At 68.9% G+C, this 22,665-nt stretch carries 26 protein-coding genes and 1 other annotated feature; of the genes, 11 read left to right on the top strand and 15 right to left on the bottom strand.

The features are described from left to right. Window positions 1-7 precede the first annotated feature (7 nt). The 3 genes from H8N03_RS00130 (at window position 8) to H8N03_RS26100 (ending at window position 4,542) form a co-directional block, all read left to right on the top strand. Window positions 8-2,284: a DUF6351 family protein gene (locus H8N03_RS00130; protein WP_187074095.1), complete on the top strand. Its 2,277-nt coding sequence runs from the start codon at window positions 8-10 to the stop codon at window positions 2,282-2,284. Window positions 2,285-2,354: 70 nt separating this feature from the next. Further along, a complete protein-coding gene (locus tag H8N03_RS00125) occupies window positions 2,355-3,986 on the top strand; it encodes a tannase/feruloyl esterase family alpha/beta hydrolase (RefSeq protein ID WP_187074094.1) in 1,632 nt (543 codons plus the stop codon). Between the two features lie 109 nt (window positions 3,987-4,095). Continuing rightward, window positions 4,096-4,542, top strand: coding sequence for a hypothetical protein (locus tag H8N03_RS26100; protein WP_187074093.1), 447 nt, complete (start codon window positions 4,096-4,098; stop codon window positions 4,540-4,542). Here the strand turns inward: H8N03_RS26100 and H8N03_RS00115 are convergent, their stop codons facing one another. Then, a complete protein-coding gene (locus H8N03_RS00115; protein ID WP_187074092.1) occupies window positions 4,543-4,965 on the bottom strand; it encodes a helix-turn-helix domain-containing protein in 423 nt (140 codons plus the stop codon). Between the two features lie 77 nt (window positions 4,966-5,042). Between H8N03_RS00115 and H8N03_RS00110 the strand changes: the two genes are divergently transcribed. The 3 genes from H8N03_RS00110 to H8N03_RS00100 are packed head-to-tail and all read left to right on the top strand — an operon-like array spanning window position 5,043 to window position 6,395. After that, complete coding sequence (locus tag H8N03_RS00110) at window positions 5,043-5,540, top strand: DUF2938 domain-containing protein (protein WP_187074091.1); 498 nt, start codon at window positions 5,043-5,045, stop codon at window positions 5,538-5,540. A 34-nt stretch (window positions 5,541-5,574) separates the two neighbouring features. Beyond that, a complete protein-coding gene (locus H8N03_RS00105) occupies window positions 5,575-6,171 on the top strand; it encodes a flavodoxin family protein (RefSeq protein WP_187074090.1) in 597 nt (198 codons plus the stop codon). After that, window positions 6,168-6,395: a DUF2798 domain-containing protein gene (locus H8N03_RS00100; protein WP_187074089.1), complete on the top strand. Its 228-nt coding sequence runs from the start codon at window positions 6,168-6,170 to the stop codon at window positions 6,393-6,395. Before H8N03_RS00105 ends, H8N03_RS00100 begins: the two co-directional genes overlap by 4 nt. Window positions 6,396-6,407: 12 nt before the next feature. Here H8N03_RS00100 and H8N03_RS00095 read toward each other — a convergent pair whose 3' ends face one another. The 4 genes from H8N03_RS00095 to H8N03_RS00080 form a co-directional block, all read right to left on the bottom strand. Next, window positions 6,408-7,508 (bottom strand): porin, encoded by a 1,101-nt coding sequence (locus tag H8N03_RS00095; RefSeq protein WP_187074088.1) that lies wholly within the window; start codon window positions 7,506-7,508, stop codon window positions 6,408-6,410. Between the two features lie 4 nt (window positions 7,509-7,512). Continuing rightward, complete coding sequence (locus tag H8N03_RS00090) at window positions 7,513-7,782, bottom strand: GIY-YIG nuclease family protein (protein WP_187074087.1); 270 nt, start codon at window positions 7,780-7,782, stop codon at window positions 7,513-7,515. A gap of 69 nt (window positions 7,783-7,851) precedes the next feature. Continuing rightward, a complete protein-coding gene (locus H8N03_RS00085) occupies window positions 7,852-8,265 on the bottom strand; it encodes a hypothetical protein (RefSeq protein ID WP_187074086.1) in 414 nt (137 codons plus the stop codon). Between the two features lie 89 nt (window positions 8,266-8,354). Beyond that, a complete protein-coding gene (locus tag H8N03_RS00080) occupies window positions 8,355-8,693 on the bottom strand; it encodes a hypothetical protein (protein ID WP_187074085.1) in 339 nt (112 codons plus the stop codon). A gap of 179 nt (window positions 8,694-8,872) precedes the next feature. Here H8N03_RS00080 and H8N03_RS00075 point away from each other — a divergent pair, with 179 nt between their 5' ends. Next, window positions 8,873-10,108, top strand: a complete 1,236-nt coding sequence (locus tag H8N03_RS00075; protein WP_255427999.1) for a PQQ-dependent sugar dehydrogenase — start codon at window positions 8,873-8,875, stop codon at window positions 10,106-10,108. Continuing rightward, window positions 10,098-10,685, top strand: a complete 588-nt coding sequence (locus H8N03_RS00070; protein ID WP_255427998.1) for a c-type cytochrome — start codon at window positions 10,098-10,100, stop codon at window positions 10,683-10,685. The genes H8N03_RS00075 and H8N03_RS00070 overlap by 11 nt, the downstream gene beginning before the upstream one ends. A gap of 46 nt (window positions 10,686-10,731) precedes the next feature. Here H8N03_RS00070 and H8N03_RS00065 read toward each other — a convergent pair whose 3' ends face one another. From H8N03_RS00065 to H8N03_RS00055, 3 genes are all read right to left on the bottom strand, one after another. After that, window positions 10,732-11,511, bottom strand: coding sequence for a transglutaminase family protein (locus H8N03_RS00065; protein WP_187074083.1), 780 nt, complete (start codon window positions 11,509-11,511; stop codon window positions 10,732-10,734). Window positions 11,512-11,607: 96 nt separating this feature from the next. Then, the gene (locus H8N03_RS00060) at window positions 11,608-12,852 is read right to left on the bottom strand and encodes a vanadium-dependent haloperoxidase (RefSeq protein ID WP_187074082.1); all 1,245 of its coding nucleotides are present in this window, start codon (window positions 12,850-12,852) and stop codon (window positions 11,608-11,610) included. A gap of 10 nt (window positions 12,853-12,862) precedes the next feature. Then, on the bottom strand, window positions 12,863-13,717 hold the full coding sequence (locus tag H8N03_RS00055) for a class I SAM-dependent methyltransferase (protein ID WP_187074081.1): 855 nt from the start codon (window positions 13,715-13,717) through the stop codon (window positions 12,863-12,865). A gap of 108 nt (window positions 13,718-13,825) precedes the next feature. Here H8N03_RS00055 and H8N03_RS00050 point away from each other — a divergent pair, with 108 nt between their 5' ends. Further along, window positions 13,826-15,832, top strand: coding sequence for a transcriptional regulator (locus H8N03_RS00050; protein ID WP_354005051.1), 2,007 nt, complete (start codon window positions 13,826-13,828; stop codon window positions 15,830-15,832). Between the two features lie 46 nt (window positions 15,833-15,878). Further along, entirely contained in the window at window positions 15,879-16,922 is a 1,044-nt protein-coding gene (locus H8N03_RS00045; protein ID WP_187074079.1) for a VWA domain-containing protein, read from the top strand. A 55-nt stretch (window positions 16,923-16,977) separates the two neighbouring features. On the opposite strand, the gene H8N03_RS00040 is transcribed toward H8N03_RS00045, so the two are convergent. The 5 genes from H8N03_RS00040 to H8N03_RS00020 form a co-directional block, all read right to left on the bottom strand. Then, on the bottom strand, window positions 16,978-17,535 hold the full coding sequence (locus H8N03_RS00040) for a dihydrofolate reductase family protein (protein ID WP_187074078.1): 558 nt from the start codon (window positions 17,533-17,535) through the stop codon (window positions 16,978-16,980). Between the two features lie 2 nt (window positions 17,536-17,537). Further along, complete coding sequence (locus H8N03_RS00035; protein WP_187074077.1) at window positions 17,538-17,987, bottom strand: DUF1801 domain-containing protein; 450 nt, start codon at window positions 17,985-17,987, stop codon at window positions 17,538-17,540. Next, window positions 17,971-18,357 carry a hypothetical protein gene (locus H8N03_RS00030; RefSeq protein WP_222622779.1) on the bottom strand — a complete coding sequence of 129 codons (387 nt, stop codon included), beginning with the start codon at window positions 18,355-18,357 and terminating at the stop codon, window positions 17,971-17,973. Before H8N03_RS00030 ends, H8N03_RS00035 begins: the two co-directional genes overlap by 17 nt. A gap of 120 nt (window positions 18,358-18,477) precedes the next feature. Beyond that, window positions 18,478-18,726: a BrnA antitoxin family protein gene (locus H8N03_RS00025; RefSeq protein WP_222622778.1), complete on the bottom strand. Its 249-nt coding sequence runs from the start codon at window positions 18,724-18,726 to the stop codon at window positions 18,478-18,480. Continuing rightward, window positions 18,710-18,985, bottom strand: a complete 276-nt coding sequence (locus tag H8N03_RS00020; protein ID WP_187074074.1) for a BrnT family toxin — start codon at window positions 18,983-18,985, stop codon at window positions 18,710-18,712. Before H8N03_RS00020 ends, H8N03_RS00025 begins: the two co-directional genes overlap by 17 nt. A gap of 1,543 nt (window positions 18,986-20,528) precedes the next feature. Between H8N03_RS00020 and H8N03_RS00015 the strand changes: the two genes are divergently transcribed. After that, a protein-coding gene (locus H8N03_RS00015) for an IS3 family transposase (RefSeq protein ID WP_435531642.1) occupies window positions 20,529-21,754 on the top strand; the annotation gives its coding sequence in 2 pieces (ribosomal slippage) (window positions 20,529-20,811 and window positions 20,811-21,754; 1,227 coding nt in all). Then, window positions 20,807-20,923, top strand: a sequence feature (AL1L pseudoknot). (Overlaps the previous gene by 117 nt.) Window positions 21,755-21,881: 127 nt before the next feature. On the opposite strand, the gene H8N03_RS00010 is transcribed toward H8N03_RS00015, so the two are convergent. Together H8N03_RS00010 and H8N03_RS00005 are read right to left on the bottom strand one after the other, a co-directional pair. Continuing rightward, a complete protein-coding gene (locus H8N03_RS00010; RefSeq protein ID WP_187074072.1) occupies window positions 21,882-22,181 on the bottom strand; it encodes a helix-turn-helix domain-containing protein in 300 nt (99 codons plus the stop codon). After that, on the bottom strand, window positions 22,174-22,488 hold the full coding sequence (locus H8N03_RS00005) for a transcriptional regulator (protein WP_187074071.1): 315 nt from the start codon (window positions 22,486-22,488) through the stop codon (window positions 22,174-22,176). Before H8N03_RS00005 ends, H8N03_RS00010 begins: the two co-directional genes overlap by 8 nt. Window positions 22,489-22,665: the final 177 nt, after the last annotated feature.

Raw genomic sequence — 22,665 nt, 5'->3', positions numbered from 1 at the left:
AACCCCGATGAGACAAGCGATTCCCCTCCTGGCGACGACGGCGGCTGCGCTGCTGGTCGTCGCCTGCGGCGGTGGCAGCGGAACCGGTTCCGCGCCCGCCGGCGACATCCTTTCCAGGGCCACCGGCAACGGCAACCTCTCCACGCTGAAGGTGCTGGGCAACCGCGCCGACCTCGTGTCCGGCGGCCAGGCGCTCGTGGAACTGGTGTTGCCGGACAAGGCGAAGGCCGGCTACGGCGACGTGCGCATCACGCGCAACGGCGAGGACGTGACCGCGTCGTTCGCGGTGCGCCCCGACGGCCGCTACTACGGCGTGGTGGGTGGCCTGGTGGAAGGCGACAACACCATCGTGGCGCGCGTGCCCAACGGCCCGGGCGCGCGCCTGACGGTAACCAACCACGACCTCGGCGGCCCCGTCATCTCCGGCCCGCAGGTGCAGCCGTGGACCTGCACGACGAAGGTGGCCAACCCCACCGCCAGCAATCCCGACCTCGGCAACCCGCTGGACGGGAAGTGCAACATCGCGGCGCCGGTGTACCGCTACCAGTACCGCACGCTGGCGGGCAGCTTCGCGAACTACGACCCGGCCAACCCGCCGGCCGCCGCGAACATCGCATCGGTCACCACCGACGAAGGCAGGACGGTCCCTTACATCGTGCGGATCGAGCGCGGCGTGATCAACCGCGGCAAGTACGACGTCGCGTACCTCGCGAATCCGGCGAACCCCACGCAAGGCTGGGCGCCCTGGAACCGCTCGCCCTCGTGGAACGGCAAGCTGTTCTGGAAATTCGGCTCCGGCTGCGAGTTCGGCCGCACGCAGGTGAACCCGGGCAACGTGCTGGACGACGTCGCGCTGCGCCGCGGCTTCATGGTCGCCTCCTCGGAGATGACCAACTACGGCAGCCACTGCAACGACGTGACGTCCGCCGAGACCGTGATGATGGTCAAGGAGCACATCACCGAGAACTACGGCGAGATCCGCTACACGATGTCCGACGGCAGCTCCGGCGGCGCGCACCAGCAGCACCTGCACGTCACCAACTATCCCGGCCTGCTGCAGGGCATCCTGCCGGCCGACGGCTGGCAGGACACCTGGACCACCGGGCGCGAGTTCGCGGACTGCGGCCTGCTGAAGCGCTTCTACGACAGCGACTCCTCCGGCCTCTCCTATTCGCTCGTGGAGCGCGCCCAGATCGCCGGCCACCGCTGGAACCAGGTGTGCGAAGGCCCCGCCAACACCAACATGGCCAGCCGCACGCCCTTCTACATGGACCCGACGGTGGGCGGCGGCGGCTGCGGCACGGACCCGAACCGATGGTCCCTGGCCAACCTCTCCGGAATCCGCTGCACGCTGCAGGACTTCAACATCGCCGTGTTCGGCCCGCGCGATGCCAGCGGCTACGCGAAGACGCCGCACGACAACCTCGGCATCCAGTACGGCCTCGCGGCGCTCAACGCGGGCCGGATCACCGTCGAACAGTTCCTGCGGCTGAACGAGCTCGTCGGCGGCTACGACATCAACGGCCAGTGGCAGGCGGGCCGCATGGTGGCCGACCCCGGCGCGGTGGAGATCACGCATGCGTCCGGCCGCGTCCCGCACGGGCGGCGGCTGGGCGAGGTGCCGATCATCGCGGACGTCAGCTTCAACATCATCGAGGAGCACTACGACTTCCGCCAGTACGTGATCCGCAACCGCATCCTCGCGGAGTGGGGCGACTACGGCAACCACGTGATCCTGCGCCACAAGGGCACCCCGCCCAACTACGCGCAGATGCGCTTCGACCTGATGAACCAGTGGCTCGCAGCGATCGAGGCCGACACGTCCGGCCGCACGCAGCGCGAGAAGGTGCTCGCGAACAAGCCCTCCGGAGCGGTCGACCAGTGCTGGCGTTCCGCCACCGGCTGGGTGACCGATCCCGCCGTGTGCAACACCGGCGCGACGCCGGGCATGGATTCCACCATCGGCGCCGACGGCGTGCCCGCGCCGACCGACAGCGAGTGGCCCGTGTATCGCGACACGCGCGTTTCCTCGGGCGAGCCGCTCAAGAGCGACATCATGAAGTGCCAGCTCAAGCCGCTCGCGGCGGGCGACTACCAGGCGAGCTTCACCCCCGAGCAGTGGGCGCGCCTGCAAGCGGCCTTCCCCTACGGCGTGTGCGACTACGGCAAGCCCGGCGTGGGCCAGGTCGAACCCGCACCGTGGCAGACCTTCATGGCCGGACCCGGGGGGCAGCCGCTCGGTGCGGCACCGGCCTCGCAGCCCGGCGACGGCAAGGGCATCTGAAGCATCGCCCGTCCGGCACTCGCAGCCGGACGGGTTTTTTCCTTTCGACCAACAAGACCAGGAGACACGCATGACATCCCCCTTCCACCCACCCAAGCGCCTCGCCGCCTTGTTCGCCGCCGCCGCCCTGAGCGCGTGCGGCGGCGGCGGCGGCGGTGGCATCACCGAGGCGCCGGCGCCCGCCCCCGCCGCCCCGGTCGCCAAGGCCTGCGCCATCAACAGCTTCGCGGACCTGAAGCTGGAGAACGCGACGGTGCTGTCGGCCGAACCGGTGGCCGCCAACAGCTACCAGCCGGCCGGCGCCCGTAACCCCATCGCGAACCTGTCCGCGTTCTGCCTCGTGAAGGGGCAGTCGCGCCCGAGCGCGGACTCGCTCGTGAACTTCGAGCTGTGGGTCCCGCAGGACGGTTGGAACGGCAAGATGGTCACCACGGGCAACGGAGGCTACAGCCCCGCCCTGAGCTACAACGACATGGCCTACGCGATGCGCCAGGGCTACGCCGTGATGGGCGGCGACACCGGGCACCAGTCCACCGACCCGAACGAGATGTTCTGGGGCGTGGGCCACCCGGAGAAGATCAAGGACTGGGGCACGCGTTCGATCAACGCGATCACCGTGCCCGGCAAGGGCATCCTGGCGCACCTGCAGGGGCAGTCGGCCAAGCGCGCCTACTACTACGGCTGCTCCACGGGCGGCCACCAGGGCTATGCCGAGGTGCAGCAGTACCCGCAGGACTTCGACGGCGTGATTGCCGGCGCGCCCGGCAACAACCGCGTCGCCCTCAACGTGGAATTCCTCTGGCGCTACCAGTCCAACCGCGTTCCCAACACGAACACGACGCTCCTCACCAACGCGAAGGCGGCCCTGATCACGCAGAAAGCCGTGGCGGCGTGCGACGGGCTGGACGGCGTCACGGACGGCGTCATCGCGGACCCGCGTGCCTGCACCACCAGCGTCTTCAACGTGGAGTCGCTGCAGTGCACCGGTGCAGATGCGCCCGACTGCCTGACGGCAGACCAGGTCACGGCGGCGAAGAAGATCTACGCCGGGCCGAAGAACCCGCGGACCGGCGCCCAGATCTACCCGGGGCTCGCGGTGGGGACCGAATCCGGCTGGCCTGGCTACTGGGGCGGCGCGGCCCCCGTGCGCTCCGACTTCTGGGCGCTGTGGGTGTTCGACAACCCGCAGTGGAACTGGTGGACCTTCGACTACGACCGCGACCTCACGTTCTCGCTCTCGAAGGTGGGCCCGCTGGTGGACCAGAACAACGCCGACATCTCCGCGTTCAAGGCGCGGGGCGGCAAGCTGATCACGTACCAGGGCTGGTCCGATCCCGTGGTGAACGCGATGGACACGATCGCGTACTACGAGAAGGTGCGCACGGCGCAGGGTTCGCAGCAGGCCACGGACAGCTTCTTCCGCCTCTTCCTCGCGCCCGGCATGGGGCACTGCAGCGGCGGCACCGGCCCGACGGTGTTCGGCAACAGCGCCGCGCAGGCGCCGAATCCCACGGCGGACAACGACCTGCTGATGGCCCTGGACCGCTGGGTGGAGCAGGGGGCGGCACCCGAAGCGATCGTTGCCTCGCGCGTGCAGAGCGGCGCCGTGACGGCGAGCCGTCCGCTGTGCCCGTATCCGAAGAAGGCGGTGTACAAGGGTTCGGGCGACGTGAACGCCGCCGCGAACTTCAGCTGCCAGTAGCCCGCGCGAATGTAAAGTCGGCCGCCATCGGGACCAAGTCCCGATGGCGGCCCGGCGTCCGGCGGAGTATGAAGGGGCAGCGGCCGTCGTTCGCCGCCCGGAGAGATGCATGAAATCCCTTCTCCTCCCGCTGGCCCTCGTCCCCACCTTGACCGGCTGCACGACCTACTACCCCACGGTCGCGGCGCCGTACACCGTCGTCACGCCCAACAGCGACGCGAGTGCGGAGATCCAGTACTACCCCGCCGCCGCGGCGCAGTACCCGGCGTACCCGTACCCGTACGGCTACACATATCCGTACGCATACCCTTATCCCTATCCCTATCCTTACTCCTACGGCTACGCGTACCCGTACCCCTACTACCCGTACTGGGGCGGCGGCCTGTGGTTCTCCGGCACGTTCTGGGGCGGCGGACACCACCACGGGCACAGGCACTCGCACGGCGGCAACTGGTCGCACACGCGCGGGACCGGCGCGGGCCCGGGACGTGGCGGCGGTGGCGGTGGCGGTGGCGGTGGCGGGGGTGGCGGCCGCGGAGGCGGCGGGCGCCGCTGATCAGCGCGCGCGCACGGCGCGCTTCTGCCGCGGCTGCAGGTTGCCGGCCGAAGCCGCACGCAGCAGCCGCTGGAAGGTCGGGCACTCCGCATGGCTGGGCGCCGGGCACACGGCGGCATGCCGCAACCCATCGCTCATCGCCTTCAGGCGCCGCACCGTGGCGTCGATCTCGTCCGCCTTCGCCGAGAGCTGGGCCCGGTCGATGCTGGGCCGCCCTTCCGGCGAGAACATCCCCTTGATCTCGGCCAGCGAGAAACCCGCCGCCTGGCCGAGCGCGACCAGGGCCAATTGGTCCAGCACGCCCGGCGCGAAGGTGCGGCGCAGGCCCTGCCGCCCCACCGAGGCGATCAGCCCCTTCTCCTCGTAGTAGCGCAGCGTCGAGGCCGGCACGCCCGCGCGCCGGGCCACTTCGGCGATGTCCATCGCGCACCCCTTGACTTCAAGTCGACTTGAATTTCTATCCTGCCGTCACGCTGATCGAGCGTCAACCGGCAGGCCCCATGAATCCCATTGCAGAAGACCTCACCCGCACCGTCCTCCTCGGCCTCATGGCCACGGCTGTCATGGACCTCTGGCTGCTGCTCCTCGAGCGCCTGGGCATCCCGACGCTCGATTTCGCGCTCATCGGCCGCTGGGTCGGGCACCTGGCGCGCGGGCGCATCGCGCATGCATCCATCGCGCGGGCCGAGCCCGTCGCGGGAGAACGCGCGCTCGGCTGGATCACCCATTACCTCACCGGCGTCGCGTTCGCCGCGGTGCTGGTCGCCGTGCAAGGGACCGGCTTCACGCGCGACCCGTCGCTGCTGCCCGCGCTGGCCGTCGGCATCGCCACGGTCGCGGCCCCGTGGTTCGTCATGCAGCCCGCCATGGGCGCGGGCATCGCCGCGTCGCGCACGCCCACGCCGTGGAAGAACCGCCTGCGCAGCCTCGCCAACCACACCGTCTTCGGCGGGGGCCTCTACCTGGCCGCCGCCGGCATCGCATGGATCTCGCGATGACTCCCTGGAGATCCCCACCCCACGAAGGAATGCCATGAAGCAACTCGCCGTCCTCTTCCACAGTGCCCACGGGCACACCGGCCACATCGCCGAACGCGTCGCCGAAGGGGCGCGCGCCGTTCCCGGCACGGAAGTCCACCTGCTGCAAGCCGCCGACGTGGCGCGCGATCCCGCGCAGCTGCGCGCCTTCGACGGGCTGCTGTTCGGATCCCCCACCTACCTCGGCGGCGTGTCCGGCACCTTCAAGTCCTTCATGGACGCGACCGGCCGCATGTGGCGCGAGCAGCAACTGCGGGGCAAGCTCGCCGCCGGCTTCACCGTCTCGTCGCTGCCCGCGGGCGACAAGCAGTCCACGCTGATGGCGATGTTCGTCTTCGCCATGCAGCACGGCATGCTGTGGATGGGCAACCCGGTGCTGCCGGAGCAGCATGGCGGCGTGCCGTACGAGGAAGCCGCCAACCGCCTCGGCTCCTGGTCGGGGCTGATGGCGCAGGCCGGCCACGCGGCTGCGGCCGACGCGTTCGCGCCCGGCGACCTCAAGGGCGCGCGCATGTTCGGCGAGAACTTCGCACGGGCGCTGCATCGGCTGGCGCAGCCGGCGCGCGCGATCGCAGCCGCGGAGGCCGCATGAGGACCCACCGCCTCGAGCCCCTGCTCTTCGCCCTGGTCCTCTCGGGCCTGATGTCGCTGCTGGTCTCCGGCATCTCCACGCTGCGGACGCTGGGCCCCGCGCCCGGCTTCGTCGGGACGTGGATCGCGGCCTGGCTCACCGCGTGGCTGTTCGCCTTCCCCGCGGTCATGGTGGTCGCGCCGCTCGCGCGGCGGATGGTGCAGCGGATGCTGGCGCGCGCGTGAGCCGCGCCGCGCTCAGAACGTGTGGCGCACCCCGACGTCCCAGCCGGAGGCGCTGCGCCCCGGCAAGGGCGCCGGGCCCGCGTCGGCGCCGACGTTCACCGGCAGCGCCAGCGCGTTGCGGTTCTCGATGTGCGCGTAGGTCGTGTACAAGGCCGTGCGCTTGGACAGGTTGTACACGTAGCCGAACGCGAGCTTGGTCGCATGGCTGTCCTGCGGGTCGTTGCGGCTGACGCGCGTGTACGCGATCGGCACGTAGCCCGCCCCCGCATACACCAGCGCGCCGAGCTGCCAGAAGGGCGCGCGCGTGCCGTTGTTCAGCGCGGCGACGGGGCGGCCGGTGCGGTTCTCGCCCGCCAGCACCATCAGGCGGGCGAAGCCGGCCTCGACGGCGCCGCCGCCGGAGGTCTGCGTGAACTCCCGGACCGTGTCGTTCCTGGTGCGGCTCTGCGCGATGGACGCTTCCCAGGTGGGCGTGGCATAGCCCACCCGCAGCCCCGCCACCTTGCCGTTGTCCTCCTGCGGCGTGCCGCTCGGGTTCTCGCCGAAGGCGATCATCACCTGCGCGAACAGGCCACGGCACAGGTAAGGGTCGCAACCGGGCGTGAAGTAGCCGATGCTGTTGGACGCGCGCAGGTTGGTGACCGTGGAGCCCAGGATGGTGACGCCGCCGAAGCCCACGCCCGTGCGGAACGGGTCGTAGATGTAGAGCGGCCAGAACGAGGGCACGTAGTCGCGGCCGAAGCGCAGCTCGCCCCATCCGCCGCCGATCGCCACCAGGGAGCGGCGGTTGAAGGTCAGCGCGCCGCCGGTGTTCACGAGCCCCGTTTCCTGGTTGTTGTTGTTCGAGTTCAGGCCCGTGCCCGTGTCCGGCGAATACCCCGCCTCCAGCTCGAACCACGCGTACAGGCCGCCGCCCAGGTCTTCGCGGCCGCGCACGCCGATGCGGTTGTTCTGGTTGCCGCCGGGAACGAGGTGCGTCTTCGAACCGGTGCCTTCGCCCTTGTAGTGCGCGATGGCCAGGTCGATCGCGCCGAAGACGGTGACGGAGGACTGGGCGCTCGCGCCCGCGGCCAGGAACGCCGTGCAGGCAGCAGCCGCGATGCGCGCGTGCATCGCTTCAGGCCTCCGCCTGCGCGAAGAAGCCGACCTTGTCGGCGCGCGCCAGCGCCTTCAGCGCCAGCTCGGCCCGCAAGGCGTGCGACTTGCTCGGGTACTCGCGCGCGGCCAGCACGCGCAGCGGCGGGCGGGCGCGGGTGAACTTCGCGCCGGTGCCGAACAGGTGCTGGTAGAAGCGGCGCTCCACGTCCAGCGCGATGCCGGCGTAGAAGACGCCGCCCTCGCATTCGAGCAGGTACAGCCAGTAAGGTGGGGGGTCGTTCTCGGTCATCGCGCAGCGGTGCCGAGCTTAGCCGAGCGCGCCGCGACGGCTATCCGGGAGAGGGGCGATCCGCCCGCTTCACCGGCTGCCGGGGGAGCCGGCCGCGCCGGCAGTGCGCTGCTTGCGGCGCGTGTCCAGGTACCAGGCCAGGAAGGGCAGCAGCAGCACCGAGCCGGGCAGCGCCCAGATGAACAGGTAGGGACTGACGGAGGAGGCGGAGCGCACCATCGTCTTGAGCTGCTGCTTGTCCTCCGGCGTCCAGGTGCCGCCGCGGCGCTGTTTCATCAGCAGGGGCCAGGCGCCCTTCATGTTCACCAGCTCGTCCCGGAAGCGGACGCGCTCGCGGTTGTTGCCTGCGAGGAAGGAGCAGAACCACACCGGCGCACGCTTCATCTTCGCCTGGAAGTGCGTGGTGGTCGTGGGGTCGAAGCCGGTGCCCCCGGAATCTTCTTCCGCGGGGCCGGCCCGACGGAGGAATCGGGGAAGGCGCATCGGGACAGCATAGGAGATGCCCCGTGGCGCCGCAACACGCCGATAGGGGGAGGCGGCGCGGCCGAGCAGGCCGGCCGCGCGAGCCCCGGTCAGCGGCGGTACGGGTTGTGCGGGGCGTGGTCGTAGCGGTTCGGCACGCCGTCGCGGTCCGCGTCGCCCCAGGGGCCGCGGCGGTGGCCGTGGCGGTGGCCTTCGTAGTAGACGGCGCGCGGCTGCAGGTACACCGGCGCGGGCTGCACGTACACGGGTTGCGGCTGCACGTACACCGGCTGCGGCTGCACGTAGACGGGCGCTGCGTAGCCGATGGGCGCCGACAGCCCGATGGAGAAGTGCACGTCGGAGCGGGCATGGGCCGCGGAGGTGGCGGCCAGGGCGCCGAACGCGACGGCGGCGGCGGCGAGGGTCTTGGCGGTGGAGAAGCGGTTCATGGTGGCTCCTGGTTGGGATGCCTGCATGGTGCGCGGGCCGAGATGAATCGAAGCTGAACAGGCTTGGCGGCGGCGGCGCCCGTGGTATCCGGACGTCACAGCTAGTGAAAGCCCTCGCCGCCCGCGCGGGCGGCTGCCCGTAGCATCCGCCGGCCCTGTCACAACACAAGGAGAAGATGATGAAGCTACGCCTCGCCAGTGTCGTCCTCGCCGCCGTCCTCGCCGGCTGCGCCCAGAATCCGCCGTCGCAGAACGTTTCCGTCTCGCAGGCCGCGCAGCCGCTGCCGTCCAGCGCGCCCGCCTGGCAGCAGGGGCGCACGGCGGACCAGGCGGCGTCCACCCTGGCGCCGCACGCCGGCCGCCTGACGGCCGTCCCCGCGGCTGACATTCCGCTGAATACCCTGAAGCTGCCGCCCGGCTTCCGCATCGAGCTCTGGGCCTCCGGCATGCCGGGCGTGCGGGCCATGTCCCGCACCGAGAGCGGCAAGGTGTATGCCGGCACGCGCGGCATCGGCCGCGTCTACGAGATCACCGACAACGGCGGTGCGCGCACCAGCCGCGTGCTGGTCGACAAGCTGAACCAGCCCGCGGTCACGTACCACAACGGCAACCTGTACGTCGCGGCGATCGACAAGGTGCTGCGCTACGACGGCATCGACCGCAACCCGAACGTGCAGCCGGTGGACCTCACCGCGCGCTTCCAGCTGCCCGTGGAGCAGCACCACAACTGGAAGTACATCGCCTTCGGCCCCGACGGCAAGCTGTACGTCCCCTTCGGCGCGCCCTGCAACATCTGCATGGTGCAGCCCGGGTATGCCCAGATCCGCCGCTACGACGCCGACGGCAACAACATGGAAGTGGTGGCGACCGGCGTGCGCAACACGCAGGGCTTCGCCTGGCATCCCGTGACCCGCGAAATGTGGTTCACCGACCATGGCCGCGACTGGATGGGCGACGACGCGCCGGAAGACGAACTGAACCGCCTGGGCCGGCCGGGGCAGTTCTTCGGCTTCCCCTACTGCCATGCGAACGGCATCCCCGACCGCGACGTGAAGCGCGACCGCGCCTGCGACGGCGTGACGCTGCCGGTCACGACCACCGGCCCGCACGCCGCGACGATGGGCATCCACTTCTACACGGGCAGCATGTTCCCGCCGGAGTACCGCAACGTCGCCTTCGTGGCGCGCAAGGGCTCGTGGAACCGCACCAAGAAGTTCGGCTACGACGTGGTGACGGTCCGCGCCAACGCGGACGGCTCCAATGCCACGATCACGCCCTTCGTCACCGGCTTCCTCGACACGCAGAAGGACGCGTTCTGGGGCCGCCCGGTGTACTTCCTGCAGATGCCCGACGGCTCGCTGCTGCTGTCGGACGAGCAGATGGGCGCGATCTACCGCATCTCGTATGCCCGTTGACGCAGTCGTGCGCCGCGCGTTGGGCGCGGCGCTGCTCGTGGCGGCCTCCCTCGCGCAGTCGCAGCCCGCGGCGCCTCCGGCGCAGCAGCTGCAGCTGTGCATGGCCTGCCACGGGCCGCAGGGCAATTCGCAGAACCCGGAGATCCCCTCGCTCGCGGCGCAGCCGCAGCTGTTCATCGAGAACCAGCTGGTGCTGATCCGCGAAGGCATGCGGGAGGTGCCGCAGATGAAGGGGCTGCTGGACGGGATGAAGGACCCGGAGATCGTCGCGCTCGCGGCGTACTTCGCCGCGCAGAAGCCGGTGGCGGTGGCGGCGAAGCGGGACGAAGCGATGTTCCAGCGGGGGCAGGCGCTCGCCGGCAAGGCGCTGTGCGGCAGCTGCCACCTGCCGGACTTCACCGGCCGCCAGCAGATCCCGCGCCTGGCCGGCCAGCACGAGAGCTTCCTGCTCACGGCGATGAAGCAGTTCCGCGACAAGCCGGGGCCGGGGCGGGACACCATCATGGCGGCGTCCCTGTACGGGCTGAAGGACCAGGACCTGGCGGACCTGGCGCATTACCTGGCGCAACTCCGTTAGGTTTTCCTCCCTCTCCCTCTGGGAGAGGGTTGGGGTGAGGGCACGCTCAAACCTCCGTCACGGACACCTCCATGTCCGTGATCTCCAGGGGCCCGTAGTTCGAGAGGAAGGCCACGTCCGCCGCGTCGCGCCCGTAGGCGACGACGACGCGGCCGCCGCGCGGCTCGGGCTGGGTGGCGTCGAAGGCGTACCAGCGGCCGCCCAGGTACACCTCGTACCAGGCGTGCATGTCCATCGGGTCCAGCTCGTGCAAGTAGCCCACGACGATGCGCGCCGGCATCATCAGGCTGCGCGACAGCGCGATGCCCACGTGCGCGAAGTCGCGGCAGACGCCGGCGCCCTGGTCCAGCGTGTCCAGCGCGCAGGTGCTGGCCTCGCTGACCCCATAGGAGTACTCGATGTTCTCGCGGACCCATTCCGCGATGCGCTCGGCCTGCGGGTAGCCGGGCGTGCAGCCCTGGACGATCTCCTCCGCGCGCTCGCACATCTTGTCGCTCGGGCAGTAGCGGCTCTGCAGCATGTACTGCAGCGTCTCGTCCGGCAGTTGCGCGGGCGGGACCTGCAGCGCGCGGCGGTCCACCTCGATCTGCGAGGCGACCTCCACCTCGTGCTGCACGTCCAGCACGCTTTCGCCGGCCGGCAGCGTGAAGCGCTGGCAGAGGTTGCCGAAGGCGTCCACGTACTCCGTCGCCGGTACCCAGGGCTCGATGCCGTAGCGTTCCGCCACCACCCACTGCTGCGCGCCGCTGCGCGGACGCAGCAGGGCGACGAGGGGGCAGGCTCCCTCGCACTGGATCTCGATGCGGTTGCGTGTTCTCAGGCGCATGACAGGCGAAAGTCTCCACGATGCGCCCCAGGCTCGGCCGTAGGAGGCGGACGACTGCGGGCCGTACGCGCTTCCGGACAGTGCGCCGGACAGCGCTCACCGCCCGTCGTGCATCCGCGGGGCCGGCGCCTGCGGCACCGCCGCGGTCGCCGGCGCCTGCGCCACGCGTGTCGCGGCCAGCGCGCCTATCCTGCGGCCCATCCCGGCGCCGACCTCCGTGGACGTGCGGAAGTGGATGCCTTCCCACACGCGCGCATCCGCCACCTCCTGCACGAAGGCATCGGGCGACTTCCAGCGGCGCGTGCCCCCGTTCGCGGAAGGGCTGCTGCTGGAGAGCTCCGGCATCTCGCCGTCGCCCACTTCCGCCTTCACCAGTTCGCCGACGGCGCCGGCGAGGATGCTGTGCGCGCTGGGGTATTCCGGGTGGCCGGGGTTGTCGATGAAGGGCGCCCAGCCGTGCTCGACGTCGGTGGCGGGGTTGCCGTCGCGGTCGCCGTTGCGGATGGCGGTGACGGGCCGCCAGAAGCCGTAGTGGTACTTGGCGTCCATCACCGCGATCAGCGCATCGTCCATCGCCTGGCTGGTGGCGGCGAAGAGGCGCGCGTTCTGCGCCACCGTGCGGCCGGGCGCGAGCGCCACCGAGCGCGCGACCCCGTAGTAGATGGGCGGCAGCGAGTATTCCCAGAAGCGTGCCACCTCGGTCTGCTCCGGCGTGCGCTGCGTGCTGGCCTTCGCGCCGAGCGCCTTCACCTCGTTGTAGTCGCGCGCCCACTGCGCGCTGCCCAGCGCGGGAGGCGGCGCGGGACGGAACTGCGCGGCGTCCTGCAGCAGCCAGGGCTTGCGCTGCGGCCATTGCGGCGTCGCCACCGCGGCGGTGGGCACGTAGGTCCCGGGCGTGGCTTGCGGCCGGTAGCGCTCGGGAGCGCCCGCGCCGTCGTCCGCACGCCAGGCCAGCACGCGCGAGGCCGCCTGCTCGCCGGCGGCGATGCCGGCGGACCTGGACGGGCCGTCGGCCAGCTTGTCCAGCGCGGCGCGGTATGCCGTGGTGATCGCCGCTTCCTGCTGGGGCAGCAGCTTCACGAGCGTGGTGCGATTCGCCGCGGCGACCGCGGCGTCGGCGGCGACGGGCGCATCCGGCTGCGCGAGCTGCGCGGCCGCGACCGCCTCGTGCACCGCGGTCTGCACGATCGCCATCACGCGCACGGCGGGCGGCGTGCCCATCTTCGACTGCACCACGAGGTCGCCCGCGATGGTGTTCCAGTCGGTGACGGCGTCGGCACGCGCAGCCGGCGCGGCATGGAGGATGGCGGCGGCCGCAAGGAGGAAAGGTGTCTTCTTCATCGCGTGCTCCTCAGCGGCGGGTGATGACGATCTCGAGATACGCGCTCGGGATCACGAGCCCGCCGCCCTGCCCCGCGTCGAACTGCTTCATCAGGCCGGTCAGGTCCGCGGCCAGCGCCTGCTGCCCGTCCGCATCCAGCGCGCCGAAGGCCTTGAGCACCGGCCCGTAGTAGCCGCGGAAGACCTCCAGCATGTGGTCGGGCGAGCGGTAGCGGAAGGCGAAGTGCCGCTTCTCCGTGGCGACGGAGCGGGCCGAGGCCTCGAACAGCTCGTTGATGCGGTCGCGGCTGCCCCACTGCGCGGGCGACGCCACGCCCGCCGGCGGCGGCACGTACCGGCCCACGGTCTTGAACAGCTGGCCGATGAAGCCCTCGGGCGTCCAGTTCGCCATGGCGATGCGGCCGCCGGAGCGGCACACGCGCAGCAGCTCGGACGCCACGCGCGGCGGGTTGGGCGCGAACATGCAACCGAACGTGGAGAGCACCACGTCGAAGCTGCCGTCGTCGAAGGGCAGCGCCTCGGCGTCCGCTTCCTGGAAGTCGACGGCGTGCAGGCGCTCGGCGGCGGCGCGCTCGCGGGCGCGCTCCAGCAGGGCCGGCACGTAGTCGGTGGACGTCACTTCGCACCAGCGGCGGGCGGCCGCCAGCGTGGCGTTGCCGTTGCCCGCGGCGACGTCCAGCACGCGCTCGCCGGCGCGCAGGTCGGCGGCCTCGCACAGCGTCTCCCCGACGATTTGCAAGGTGGTACCGACCACGGCATAGTCGCCGGAAGCCCAGGCGGCCTTCTGGCGGGTCTTGATGGCGGCGAAGTCGGGCGTCGCGGCGGCTTGCGGGCCGGCGACGGCGTTGGCGATCGATGCGGTCATGGGTGGCTCCAGGGGTGATGGGACGGGTGCGCGGCGGGTCTCCCCGCCGACGAAGCACTGTCCCGCGGGCACGTGGTAGCCAGCGTGGGGACCGGCGTGGAAATTGGCGTGGAAACGGATGCACACGGGCAGGCGGCGGCGCTCACGCTGCGGCTGCTCGGCCCGCTGCGCCTGGGCCGCGACGGCGCGCCCGTCACCCTGCCCCGTTCGCGCAAGGCGCGCGCCCTGCTCGCCTACCTGGCGCTGGCGGGGCGGCCGATCTCGCGCAGCCACCTCACCGAACTGCTGTGGGACGTGCCTTCCGACCCGCGCGGGGAACTGCGCTGGTGCCTGAGCAAGCTGCGCTCGGTGCTGGACACCCCCGGCCGCGCGCGCGTGCTGGCGGAAGGCGACAACGTCGCCCTGGACCTCTCGGATTGCAGCGTCGACGTGCACGAGGTCGCGCGCCTGCTGCAGGACGGCGTGGCGGGCTTGCCGCCATCGCAACTGGAGATGCTCTCGGCCGCGTTCGGCGACGGCGAATTCCTGGAAGGCCTGGACGTGCCGGGCAGCCCTGCGTTCACCGGCTGGTTGACGGCGGAGCGCCGGCGCCTGCGCGCACGCCATGCGACGGTGCTGGAGCACTGGGTGCGCGCACTGCCGTTGGCGAGCGAGAACGCGCTGCCGGCGCTGGAGCGCTGGCTCGCCCTCGCGCCCTTCGACCGGCAGGCGCACGAGCGGCTGCTGGACACCCTCGCGGCGCTCGGCCGCCTGCGCGAAGGCGAAGAACATCTTGCGGCCACGGCGCGGCGCTACGAAGCCGAAGGCCAGGACTGGGGACCGATCTCGCACGTCTGGCGCGCCGCGAAGGAGCGGCGCACCGGCGGCGTGGCGATCGCTTCTTCCATCATCGCCGTGGCACCCGACGTGCAGCCGTCGCAGGCCGTCACGCGGCGCGCATCGCTCGCCATCCTGCCTTTCGTGGACCGCACGCCGGGCGGCACCTTGCGCGGCGGCCTCGGCGACGGCATGGCCAACGACGTCATCACGCGCCTGGCCAAGCTGCGCAGCATGTTCGTCATCGCGGAAGGGACCATGCTCGCCCTGGCCGAGCGTCAAGTGGGCTCCGAAGACGCCGGCCGCCGGCTCGACGTGGACTACGTCGCCAGCGGGTCGCTTCGCCGCGGGCCCGGCACGCGTCTCACCGTCGCCGTGCAGCTGGCCGAAACACGCAGCGGACAGGTGGTGTGGGCGGAGGAATTCAGCGGCGCGCTGGCCGACACCTTCGCGGTGCTCGACGAGATCGGCAACCGCATCGTCACCGGCATCGCCAACCAGGTGGAAGCGGCTGAGCGCAACCGCGCGATCCTGAAGAACCCGCACTCGCTGAACGCCTGGGAGGCGCACCACCGCGGGCTGTGGCACATGATGCGCTTCAACCGCGAGGACAACGAACAGGCGCGGCAGTTCTTCCAGACGGCCGTGCGCCTCGATCCCACCTTCGCGCGGCCGCGTGCCGGCCTGTCGTTCACGCACTTCCAGGATGCCTTCCTCGGCTGGCGCGAGCGCCGCGACGCGATCGAACACGCTTACGCCGCGGCGGCCGACGGCGTGATGGCCGACGAACATGACCCCGCGGCGCACTGGGCGCTGGGGCGCGCGATGTGGCTGAAGGACAGCCAGGACGACGCGCTGCGCGAACTGCATGCCGCCATCGAATTGAGCCCGAACTTCGCGCTGGGGCACTACACGCTGGGCTTCGTGCACGCGCAGTCCGGCGATGCGCAGACCGCGATCGAGGAGGCGGATCACGCCCGGGCGCTCAGCCCCATGGATCCGCTGCTGTTCGGCATGCTCGCGTCGCGCGCACTGGCGCTGCTGCGCCTGGGCCGCCACGAGGAAGCGGCGGACTGGGCGGTGCGCTCCGCCGCGCGGCCCAACGCGCACGTGCACATCCGCGCGATCGCGATGCTCTGCCTCGCATCGGCGGGTCGCACCAGGGAAGCGAAGGAGCTGATGGCCGCCGTGCGGCAGGCAGACCCGGGCTACGGCCTCGCCAGTTTCGCGCAGGCGTTCAAGCTCGGCCCGGACCTGGACACGCTGGTGCGCCAGGCGACGCGGAGGCTGCAGGACTGAGCTTGCGCGGCCGCCGCTTCGCAGGCACGATTTCGCCGCACCACCCATGTTCTTCCTCTGGCCCCAGACCCTCTGGCTGATGCTGGCGCTGCCGCTGCTGCCCACGGTCTACGTGTGGCTGTTGCGGCGGCGGCGCAAGGCCGCGTTGCGCTACAGCAGCGTGGCGGTGCCGCGCGAGGCGGCGCAGGGGCGCGCGTGGCGGCGGCACGTGCCGCCCGCGCTGTTCTTCCTGGCGCTCTGCGCGCTGCTCTTCGGAGTGGCACGCCCGGTGGCGCGCGTCCCGCTGCCGTGGGCGCGCTCGTCGGTGATGCTGGCCATCGACATCTCGCTGAGCATGCGCGTCACGGACGTGAAGCCCACGCGCCTCGTTGCCGCGCAGGAAGGCGCCAAGCTGTTCCTGCGCGAGTTGCCCAAGGACGTGGAAGTGGGGCTGGTGACGTTCGCGGGCAGCAGCCAGGTGGCGCAGCGCGCGACGCTCGATCGCGAAGCGCTGGTCGCCGCGATCGACGGCTTCCAGATGCAGATGGGCACCGCGGTGGGCAATGCGATCGTGCTGTGCCTCGCGGAACTGTTCCCGGACCACGGCATCGACGTGGGCGAGATGACCTTCGGCGGCAACGGCAAACCGCGCGGCCGCAGCCTGGACGAGAAGGGCAAGCCCGGGCCGAAGCAGGTGGAACCGGTCGCCCCGGGCTCCTATGCGCCCGCGGCCATCATCCTCCTGAGCGACGGCCGGCGGACCACCGGCATCGACACCCTCGAAGCCGCGAAGATGGCGGCCGACCGCGGCGTGCGCGTGTACGTGATCGGGCTCGGCACCGTGATGGGCGACACCGCCACGCCCGAAGGCATCCCGATCTACATGCAGCTGGACGAGCCCACGTTGCGCGAAGTGGCCCGCATGACCGGCGGCGAATACCACCACGCCGCGACGGCGGAAACGCTGCGCAGCGTCTACGCGAACCTGGGCTCGCAGCTGCAGGTGGTGAAGCGCGAGACGGAGCTGACGGCACTGGCCGCGCTCGTGTCGGCGGTGCTGATGGTGGTGGCGGGGACGCTGTCGGTGGTGTGGTTCCGGCGGCTCACGTGAGCGTCACAGCCCCCCGGTGGCGCTGCCACGACGCCTGGTTCGGTCGTGGCACGAGTCAGCGCGCCCGCCGGTAGTGCATGGCGACTGCCCCGCAACGCAGCGGCTTCGCCGAGAGCAGCTCGAGCCGCCGCGTGCCAGGCAGCCCGCCGTGGTACAAGGTGGGGCCGTGGCCTGCGATTCTGGGGTGCACGAGAAACTTGTATTCGTCGATCAGGTCCAGGCGGTCCAGCTCGGTCGCGAGCTTGCCGCTGGCGAGGAGCACGCCGGCCGGTGTCGCGTCCTTCAGCTTCTGCACCCCCGTGCGCAAATCTCCGGCGATATGGTGGCTGTTGGTCCAGGGGAAGTCCTTTCGCGTGGAGGACACCACGTGCTTCGGCTTGGCCTCCAGCTTGACGGCCCATTCGCGGACCGCCGGCGGCGCCTCCACGTCGCCGCGGGCGACCGCGGGCCAGTAGCTCTCCATCATCTCGTAGGTGATACGGCCCCACAGCATCGCGCCGCTCTCCTCCAGGAGGCGCGTGAAGAAGGCGTGCGTCTCCTCGTCGGCGACGCCTTCCTGGTGGTCGACGCAGCCGTCCAGGGTGAGGTTGATGGAGAAGGTCAGGAGTCCCATGGTCAGGAATTTCCCCAGCCCGGAATGGCTGCGGCTTGTTCGATCCAGTCGACCAACTGCGCTTCGTCGAACGCGCCTTCCGGGACATCGATCCACCGGGCTTCCTTTGCCGTACCACCGGGCGGGACCGGGCGCAGCGAGGTCCCCTTGAAGAAGGTGACCTTCACATAGCTGGTGAAGACATGGAAACTGGCGAACCAGCCCTGCCCCTTGATGCCATACATGGGCGAGTTCCAGCGCACGGCCTTGTGAACACCAGGGACGGCCTGGGAGATGAGTTCGTCCAGCCGCTGGCCCACGTCGCGTTTCCATCCAGGCATTGCTGCGATGTACGCCTGCACGGGAGCATCTCCATCGGCCTTCGCGATCTGGGGATTTCCCCCTGCGAGAAGCCGCACGGCCCCTTGCCGCAACGTGTCCGGGCCGACCGGCCCGTCAGCCCGCTTGGTCATCGATCAGCTCCAGAAGATCGGCCGCACTCTTCGCCCTCGGATCGTCACCGATCGCAAGAGGAGCAAGTTGCCGCCGCAGCGAGTGGATGAAGCTCCTCAGCGTATGCTGGACCGATCCTCCGAGGTACGTCTCGTACCCTTCCTCCGGAGCGAACGATCCGCCAAGATCGATGAGCGCTTCGATCGTGGCGCGCTGTGCCCAGTACTCGCCATCCACCAGGAGCTTCTCGATCTCCGGCAGGACGGCCAGCACGACCGGGTAGAACGTCCCCGCGTGGTTATCGCCCACGGACCATAGAAAGGCGTCGTAAGCCTCCGCAGCAGACTCTTCATCCCGAGCACCTCGAAGCGCCTCCAGTGCGGCGGTCACGCTGCCCGGGTCGTTGTGCTCCGGCTGAGGAAACTGGTCAAGGCTGAGGGGGTCCATAGCGCGGTGGGGGACTGACGGGAAGGTGACCGGCGCCTTGCTGCAACGCGAGCGACCGACCTGTTATACCGATGCATCCCGAAACGCCCGCAAGACGGTATTGATGCGGGTCTGGTAGCCGGGGCCTTGTGCCTTGAACCAGTCCAAAACGTCTTGATCGACGCGCAACGAAATTGAAGCCTTCGGCGGAACTGGCTGCAAGCCGCGGCGGACAACTCCGCGGACGATGTGTTTGACGTCTGCCTCGGGATGGTCGTCCGAAGCCACGGCTACGCCTGACTTCAGGCGAGCCCAATCAGTCCTTGATTTCATCGAAGTAGATTTGCGCTTCGCGGCTTGTGGCTTTGCGGAACGAGATGATGCGGATTTCATGGTCACTCTCCGTGTGAACTACCGAGACGGGAATGCCGGCGAGCAATCCAAGGGTGACATAGCGCTGCTCGTCGTAGGAGAACCGATCGTCTTCGAACGTAAACGTCACGCCTTCAAACACAGAAGGAGCATCGACGAAATCCAGCCCATGCTTCTTGAGGTTGGAAGTCCGTTTCGCTTCGGACCATGTGAACTCCATGCGCTAGTGTATATACACGGCGTATGTACGTCAAACCGGTGACTCGGCGGTCTAACGTGAAGGTGACCGGCACGTTGCGGCAAGGGGCCGCAACGTGTCCGAGTCGACCGACCAGTTCGACGTCACGGTCTTCCCCTTACTCCAACCCCACCCTTTTCAGATCGGCTTCGAGCACAGCAGGGCGGGCTCCGGGCAGATTTGAGTGCAAAAGCAATCGACTGCCCCGGACGGCTGCCAGCGATGTGCCACATCCTTCACCAGTCAACGCGGTTCGAGTCTCGTCAAACACTGCTAGGTAGCTTGGGCTGCTCCGGCCATCCAGGCCCACAGGTGTTAGTGTCAGCCCGTGGCTCGTATAGCCGATCACAAGCACGCCCGTCTTCAATGGCAGTACTGTGGGACGGCATCCCTGCCATCTATCAAGGTCGAGGTGCGCAACAAGCGAGGCTTGGTGGGCCACCAATGCCCTATAGCCGTCACTCGCGACTACTACGTCACCTTCTGGCGGGTCGTTGCCCATTTCCCGCAGCACACGGGACGTCACGTCGCTTCGAGAGAAAAGCAGTTCAGAGCTAGGTACTGGCTTCTCCACCGAAGTTGCCGAAGGCACAAGGGAAGGTGATGCACTGCTCGCTGCAGAGACGAACTCGTTGGTCAAACTCTGTAGGTCGGCTCGGCAACTCTTGCCGGGAGCGGGCAGGATTGAACCTATGATTGCGCCTCCAAGTGAACTTGGCCCCCGATCTGAAGTCGCACTGACGATTTCTCCTCGCGTCTGATCTGTATCCATATCGACCAGTTCGTGTCGCGTCACGTATGCGCCGCCTTGTCGGGAGTTCGTCGTTCGCAGGAGGTGTCTCCCGGAGGGTGCCTGCACGAGGTCCACCTTCAAGCACTCGTCCGGGCGCATTCCCGATGTGTATAAGCGGTACAGGGTTCCAAACCGCAATCTAGGCAAGCTCGCGAGGCATGCGGCCGGGTTGCTCGGGACAACTGCAAGCCGCACAAATCCTTCTCTCGCCGATTGCCCTGCATAAATGCCAAGCGGCGTCACAGAGCCGACGAGTGACTGCTCGAAGAAGGCAACTCGTCTTTCCACAAGAAGTCGCAGAGCGGTATCTTCGGAAACCGCCGCAGCGGTGTCTGTGAGTCCTCCTGCGCCACTACCGGGCTTCTCTCCGGAGAAGGATCTCGACGATCGGGCACACACATATTCGGCAGATAACCACGCAACTTGCGCAACAGACGGACTGGTTCCAATAGAAGCAAGCATCGCGAAAAGGATCGCTCGAATCACCATCTCAGCTCCTTCTCTCGTTTATAAACCGACCCGCACCGGCTTGGCGCAGGAAGGTCACCGGGCAAGCCCCAGCGAATTGCAAGAACAGAAACGTACCCACACGGAGGCCCGCCAGAGGGTTGTGACGTCGAACGTGAAGGTGACCGGCGCCTGCCGCAACGTGTCCGAGTCGACCGACCTGTTAGACCGCATTTGAACCGCTCCAGCTTTCTCGGAGGCTTCTACACTTGAGAAGAGGAAGCCATGAGAAAGACAACGAAATTTTCCCCCGAGGTCATCGAGCGGGCCGTTCGGATGGTCGAAGAGAGCCAGCCGCAGCACGAGTCGCAGTGGGCCGCCATCGTTTCGATCGCGGCCAAGATCGGTTGCACCGCGGAGGCCCTGCGGCGCTGGGTGCGTCAGCATGAGACGAACACAGGGCAGCGCCCCGGCCTGAGCACGCAGGAGCAACAGCGGATCAAGGATCTGGAGCGCGAGGTACGTGAGCTGCGCCAGGCCAACGAGATTCTGCGCAAGGCCAGCGCATATTTCGCCCAGGCGGAGCTCGACCGCCGATTCAAGCCGTGAAGGCCTTCATCGATGAGCACCGCGGTGCGTACGGGGTCGAGCCGATCTGCAGGGTCATGCAGATCGCCCCGTCGACGTACTGGCTGCACGCGCAGCGAAGGGCCCAGCCGGAGCTTCGGTCAGAACGTGCCAAGCGAGACGACGTCCTGGTCGGCGAAGTTGAACGCGTCTGGCAGGAAAACCTGCAGGTCTACGGCGTGCGCAAGGTCTGGCGGCAGCTTCGGCGCGAAGGCTTCGAGGTGGCCCGTTGCACCGTGGGGCGGCTGATGCGGCGAAGCGGCCTGCGCGGCGTCGTACGGGGCAAGAAGGTCCGCACCACCATGCCTGATGTCGCAGCGGCGCGTCCAAGCGACAAGGTCCAGCGCGTGTTCTACGCCCAGCGACCGAATCAGCTGTGGGTCTCCGACTTCACTTACGTGTCGACTTGGCAGGGCTTCGTCTACGTCGCCTTCGTGATCGATGTCTTCGCCCGGCGCATCGTCGGCTGGCGGGTGTCGTCGACCATGCGTACCGACTTCGTCCTCGACGCACTGGAGCAGGCCCTGTACGAGCGCAAGCCCGGCGACGACGGCGGGCTGATTCACCATTCGGACCGCGGCTCGCAATACGTCAGTATTCGCTACACGGAGCGGCTGGCCGAAGCCGGCATCGAGCCCTCGGTGGGCAGCGCCGGTGACGCGTACGACAACGCGCTCGCGGAAACGATCAACGGGCTCTACAAGGCCGAAGTGATCCACAAGCGTGCGCCATGGAGGACCAAGGAGAGCGTCGAATTGGCCACTCTGGAATGGGTCGCCTGGTTCAACCACCACCGACTGCTGGAGCCGATCGGGAACATCCCGCCGGCCGAAGCCGAGGCCAACTACTATCGCCAATTCGCCGAGTCGGACATGCCCGTCTGACTCACACCACGAAGTCTCCGAGATTCCCGGGGCGGTTCAAGGGGCCACGAGGTGCAGGATATCCAACGGCGCCTCGCGGCCCCTTGCCGCAACGTGTCCGAGTCGACCGTTCTGTTAGACCGCACGTTCAACCGAGCGCCTCTCGCACCACTTCAGGATGACGCTTGGCGATACGAATGAGTGTTTGCGCGGCGCCCGACGGAGAGCGGCGGCCCTGCTCCCACTCTTGAAGGGTGCGCTTTGAGATTCCGAGTGCCTCGGCGAACTGCGTCTGCGACAACCCCGATTTTTGCCTCGCCTGGGCAACCTCGTTCGGTTCCACCTTCGTCACGCGGGCCGCTTGTCCGGCCTTCATCTCACGCACGGACTTCAGCAGCTTGAGGCCCAGGTCCTCGCCTGCGGACGGCTTCGAAGTACGACTAACCATTTTCAATCTCCTCACGTACTGCCTTGAGCAGATGACTAGGAATGTTGTCTCGAACGGCCTTGGCATACACCAGCAGCAGCCAGATTTCCCCCGCCGACAGCCGCGTGAAGTAGATGACCCTTACTCCGCCGCGCTTGCCAGTTCCCGCACGCGACCATCGCAGCTTGCGACACCCTCCGCTACCAGGAATCACATCCCCCGCGTCCGGATTGCTTGCCAGCCACTCGAAGAACTCCAACCGCTCTTCTTCACTCCACAGCTTGTCTGCCTCGGCAGCAAAGGTTGGGGTTTCGATGAGCGTAAGCACTGGCGCCAGTGTACGTCACTGACGGACGACTGGCAAGATTGGTACCCCGTGCGGTCTAACGTAGAGGTGACCGGCACGTTGCGGCAAGGGGCCGCACGGTGCAGGATTTCCAACGGCACTGGGCGGCCCCTTGCCGCAACGTGTCCGAGTCGACCGCCAAGTTAGGCCGCAAGCGCC

This window comes from Ramlibacter cellulosilyticus, assembly GCF_014297465.1.
In the GTDB taxonomy this organism is placed as follows: Bacteria; Pseudomonadota; Gammaproteobacteria; order Burkholderiales; family Burkholderiaceae_C; genus Ramlibacter; species Ramlibacter cellulosilyticus.
The sequence above is the reverse complement of the archived record's forward strand: the minus strand, read 5'-3'. Positions and strand labels throughout refer to the sequence as shown.